The organism is Desulfosporosinus sp. Tol-M2 (assembly GCF_059735615.1).
This window is the reverse complement of the sequence record NZ_JCAIJG010000152.1, coordinates 1-3,789: the sequence shown is the minus strand read 5'-3', so window position 1 is coordinate 3,789 and position 3,789 is coordinate 1. Positions and strand designations below refer to the sequence as shown.

Below are 3,789 nucleotides of genomic sequence, written 5' to 3'. Positions count from 1 at the left end.
GGAGCTCCACATAATGCGTTTGTCCCAGAGCACAAATACTGTGGCGGTATCATCCACAAAGTCCACCGTTCCTTGGTCACCGGGCTTAAGAGTAGAGTAGGGATCGGTCATGGTTACCAGTTCAACTCTCGTGTCCTTTGGAAATTGCTTTCGAACCCGCTCAACCGTTTCTTTATTTGGAAACATCATCACACACCTCCGCGCTTTTCTTAGTGCCTGACTTGAAGGCAGAATTTCCGGACAGGTTTTTCAGGAGGATTCTGCGCACATGTTTATATTCATCCCCGATGAAGCCGAGCCGCAGCAGAAAGCAGCGGAAGGCGTACTTTTCGTTATCGACTGCCTTCTCGTGTGCTGTGACTCGCTTTTGCTTTTTGGCTGCCGCGCAAAGCGCGCCGATGAAGCGAGAGTAGGCAGACACCTCATCGCTTTCGGCAGGAAACTTGAACCAAGGGAATTTGAGCGTGGTTTCCGTCCGTTCAATAGGAAGGGCATCTGCGCCAATGGCCTTTTTAATCAATTCTGCTTTGCTGGCGATCAGCTTTTCCAGATTGGCGATTCCTTCATCGGTCATAAAGGAGAGGGGCATTTCTATACTCAGTTTGTCGGGTTCATCCGGTTCGGGAACATCGCTGGCTTGCATGCCGTTTTCGCCCTGCCAATTTTCGCGATGGGTGCGACCCAAACCGAGCTCCTCACGTCCGTCCATCTGCAAATCCTCAAAGGCGGGAATGTCATCGCCGCCGTATGGTCCGCGATTTGAGTAGTCGGGGACATTTGCGTTTTCAAGTTTCAGACGGCGCATTTCACGCTCGGCCAGAAGTTCAGCTTCGTCATTTAACTCTTCAATTGATGGTGTCGCTCCCATGCCACCAAGTCCGCTCTCGTAGGTATCTGGTTCATCGTATTCGTGTTCCGCTGCTTCAAAACCGTGGATACCCTGCAGGTCAGATTCGAGGTCAAGGTTGTCTGGACCCGTAACCACGCCGTTCTTATCAATGTGGTATCCGCCCACCTCGTAGGCGAAGGTCGGTGCTCCGAGGTAATTGGTCGGCGCATTCAGTTCCTGACTGATTGCTGCTACCAGGGCTTTCCGTTCCTGACCAGTTACGTTGTAATTGATTCTCATGGTAAAAACCTCCGATTTCATTTTGATTCCGAAGGCTTCGCATGCCTTCCGGTGATTACATACATCACTCTAAAAGGCTGTAATAGCAAGTCTTTTGTGTAGTTATTGGTGTATTATTTCCTAGTCGCGGTGTGCTACTTGCTTCACCAAATCAGCATATTTAAGCGTTTTACCATCCCGTTCACAAATGATGTCCTCGCCGCCGTTTTGCTTGAACTCAGCATAGCGGCGAAGGATGACGCTTGCGTACTTTTCGTCGAGTTCAAGCATAAAACAGGTGCGGTCAAGCTGTTCGCAGGCGATGAGGGTTGAGCCGCTGCCGCCGAAGGTATCCAGTACGATGGCGTTGGCCTGGCTACTGTTGGATATAGGATATGCCAATAAATCCAGCGGCTTGCTTGTCGGGTGGTCGGCGTTCTTTTTCGGCTTATCAAAGTTCCAAATTGTGGTCTGCTTACGATCGGAGTACCACTTGTGCTTGGCGGTATCTTTGAAGGCATACAATACTGGCTCATGCATCTGTTGGTAGTCGCCACGTCCGAGAACGAGAGCATTCTTTACCCAGATGCAAGTGGTGGAGTAGTGGAAGCCTGCATCAACGCATGCGCGAAAGAAGTTCACTTTTTCCGAATCCGAATGAAAGCAGTAAAAGGCCCCGCCGTCAGTGATGTTTTCGTAAAAACATTTGAACGACGAGAGCAGGAAGTTGTAAAACTGTTCCGCTGCCATGCGGTCATTCTTGATTTTCAGTCCGCTGGCTGATTCAAATGATACGTTGTATGGCGGATCGGTAAGGACCAGGTTCGCCTTGCGACCGTCCATCAGTTTTTTGACGGTGTTCCCATGGGTGGCATCACCGCAAATTAACCGATGCCGTCCGAGAGTCCATACATCACCGGGCAAAACAAAAGCCGCCTCTTCCAAAGCGGCTGTCAGATCAAAATTGTCGTCTTGTACATCATCGCTATCCGCAGCAAATAGCTTTTCGATCTCGTCCAGCCCGAAGCCAGTAAGCTCAAGCTCAAAGCCGAGGTCTTTCAATTCTCCGAATTCGAGAGCCAGAAGTTCTTCATCCCAGCCAGCGTTCAACGCCAGTCGGTTGTCGGCGAGGATGTAAGCGCGTTTTTGAGCTCCGGTCAGATGCTCCGCAAACACACAGGGAACCTCCGATAAGCCTTCAGCTTTGGCAGCAAGGACACGACCGTGTCCGGCAATGATGTTCAAATCCTTATCCACAATGATGGGATTAACGAATCCGAACTCGCGGAGAGAAGAGCGAAGCTGCAAAATCTGCTCTTTGCTGTGGGTGCGAGCATTTCTCGCGTATGGGATAAGGCGGTCAATGTCCACCTTTTCAAATCGTTCTGTAGTTTGCATTTATTAAAACCCCCTGTTCGTGAGCAGCTCCAAGAAGGCATTCTTCTCTTCGTTTTGGTTGTTGCTGTAACGGTTGATGATTTGCATAATTAAGTTAAAGTCGGCTTGCATCGCTTTGTAGTAGCCAGCACCTGCTGTGACGTAGGGCGACAGTTTAAGCTCCTTAGTCATGCGTCCGATTTTGCGATTCATCGCTTCGCAGGCGAGGAAGCCCTGCCTGTTAAGTACATAGTCCGTTATCGTCTGCGGAGCGACCAAGCCGTCGCAACCACGGGCTGCGATGTACTCCTCAATTTCAGTTCGTAGAATATCGGCTGAGGGTACTTCCTTTTCACATTCCTTCATCGCCATGGAGAAATACTCAGTCATGACATTTTGCGATGCTATCTTTTTAGCAGTCGGCTTTGGTGTTGCTTTGCTGACTGCTGGTTTGCCTTCAAGTTTCTTGTCGATTGGATTTTTCCGAGGACGGCCTGCCCCCGGACGGTAGCCTCCGCTGGGCATTTGCGTCACCTCGTTTTGATTTTGATTTTTTGATTTTTGATTTTTGAAAAATTCACACGAAAGGCCGAGCGCGCTGTCCTGCCTGAAAGCGGCAGAGAATCAAACCGCCCCTCCATTTATCAAACAATCAAAAGTAATCGCCTTGCTCGGCATGGAGTCTGCTGTGGCACTCCCCGCAGAGAGGCATCAGATTTGACCAGTCGTTTGTGCCGCCATCCGTCAGCTTCCGCTTGTGGTGGACCAGGGTCGCCGGTGTAAGCCTGCCATCCTTTTTACACAACTCGCAGAGAGGGTTTGCTGACAGGAACGCCGTGCGAATCCTCGCCCACGATCTGCCGTAGCGTTTATTGCTGTTGGGGTCACGGTCATATTGGTTGTAGCGTTTGGCTTCAGCCTTGGCGTGTTCCTCACAGTACCGTTCGCTTGTCAGGTTGCGGCAGCCGGGGTAGGCGCAGGGCTTTTTTGCTTTATAAGGCATTGTTCTTCGCCTCCGATTCAGGGCATGAAAAAAGCCGCTGCGGTAATCCACAACGGCTCGTGCGCCCATTCAATTTTCTCATTCTAACTATAACATACCGCAGCAAAGCTGCAGACAATAAAAATAAAATAGCCGTTCCTCAATAAATCGGCAACTAAATTGCCAGTCCCAAGATATCGGATGATATAATGGGCAGTGGTAAAACACTGAATGCGAGGTAACGGCTATATGAAGAGTATAAATAATTATCACGATCAAATCAAGGGAATTCTGCACGGTTTTGATCGAATCATATTTAAAA

5 protein-coding genes are annotated in these 3,789 nt (G+C 49.7%); all 5 read right to left on the bottom strand.

Annotation, left to right across the window (positions count from 1 at the left end):
- A partial coding sequence (locus AC6I5A_RS11630) for a DUF4314 domain-containing protein (protein WP_034616033.1) occupies positions 1–189 on the bottom strand: 189 nt, incomplete at its 3' end.
- On the bottom strand, positions 173–1,129 hold the full coding sequence (locus tag AC6I5A_RS11625) for a hypothetical protein (protein WP_034616030.1): 957 nt from the start codon (positions 1,127–1,129) through the stop codon (positions 173–175). The genes AC6I5A_RS11625 and AC6I5A_RS11630, both read right to left, overlap by 17 nt.
- Positions 1,130–1,249: 120 nt before the next feature.
- The gene (locus tag AC6I5A_RS11620; RefSeq protein ID WP_034616027.1) at positions 1,250–2,506 is read right to left on the bottom strand and encodes a site-specific DNA-methyltransferase; all 1,257 of its coding nucleotides are present in this window, start codon (positions 2,504–2,506) and stop codon (positions 1,250–1,252) included.
- Positions 2,507–2,509: 3 nt separating this feature from the next.
- Positions 2,510–3,010, bottom strand: a complete 501-nt coding sequence (locus tag AC6I5A_RS11615) for a hypothetical protein (protein WP_034616025.1) — start codon at positions 3,008–3,010, stop codon at positions 2,510–2,512.
- Positions 3,011–3,137: 127 nt separating this feature from the next.
- Positions 3,138–3,488, bottom strand: a complete 351-nt coding sequence (locus AC6I5A_RS11610) for an HNH endonuclease (protein WP_034616023.1) — start codon at positions 3,486–3,488, stop codon at positions 3,138–3,140.
- Between the last annotated feature and the right edge of the window lie 301 nt (positions 3,489–3,789).

Excerpts from the sequence above, each read along its gene's own strand:
- AC6I5A_RS11625 (WP_034616030.1), bottom strand. The coding sequence starts at position 1,129 with ATGAGAATCAATTACAACGTAACTGGTCAGGAACGGAAAGCCCTGGTA.
- AC6I5A_RS11620 (WP_034616027.1), bottom strand. The coding sequence starts at position 2,506 with ATGCAAACTACAGAACGATTTGAAAAGGTGGACATTGACCGCCTTATC.
- AC6I5A_RS11615 (WP_034616025.1), bottom strand. The coding sequence starts at position 3,010 with ATGCCCAGCGGAGGCTACCGTCCGGGGGCAGGCCGTCCTCGGAAAAAT.
- AC6I5A_RS11610 (WP_034616023.1), bottom strand. The coding sequence starts at position 3,488 with ATGCCTTATAAAGCAAAAAAGCCCTGCGCCTACCCCGGCTGCCGCAAC.